This is a genomic window from Pseudomonas sp. PSB11 (genome assembly GCF_014596605.1).
GTDB classification, from domain to species: Bacteria; Pseudomonadota; Gammaproteobacteria; order Pseudomonadales; family Pseudomonadaceae; genus Aquipseudomonas; species Aquipseudomonas umsongensis.
In genome coordinates, this window is record NZ_NOIO01000079.1 from 1 (window position 1) to 597 (window position 597).

The 597-nt window shown below is 60.1% G+C and carries 1 protein-coding gene; it reads left to right on the forward strand.

The genetic code is table 11. From position 1 onward, the window contains the following. On the forward strand, positions 1 to 597 hold a 597-nt coding region (locus CGA21_RS29740; RefSeq protein ID WP_188265692.1), incomplete at both ends, for an aldehyde dehydrogenase family protein.

Genomic DNA, 597 nt, shown 5'->3' on the forward strand with positions numbered 1-597 from the left:
TGGTACAGGAGTCGATCTACGACGACTTCATGAAAGAGGTGATGAAAAAAGTCCTGTCGATCAAACGTGGCGACCCGCTGGACACCGACACCATGGTCGGCGCCCAGGCATCCGAGCAGCAATTCGACAAGATCCTGTCCTACCTGGAAATCGCCAAGGGCGAAGGCGCCGAGCTGCTGACCGGCGGCAAGGTGGAAAAACTCGAGGGCAACCTGGCGAGCGGCTATTACATCCAGCCGACGCTGCTCAAGGGCACCAACAAGATGCGCGTGTTCCAGGAAGAAATCTTTGGTCCGGTGGTGAGCATCACCACCTTCAAGGACGAAGCCGAAGCCCTGGCCATCGCCAACGACACCGAGTTCGGCCTGGGTGCCGGCCTGTGGACCCGCGACATCAACCGCGCCTACCGCATGGGCCGGGCGATCAAGGCCGGTCGCGTGTGGACCAACTGCTACCACCTGTACCCGGCGCATGCCGCGTTCGGTGGCTACAAGAAGTCCGGCGTCGGCCGTGAAACCCACAAGATGATGCTCGACCACTATCAGCAGACCAAGAACCTGCTGGTGAGCTACGACATCAATCCGCTGGGCTTCTTCT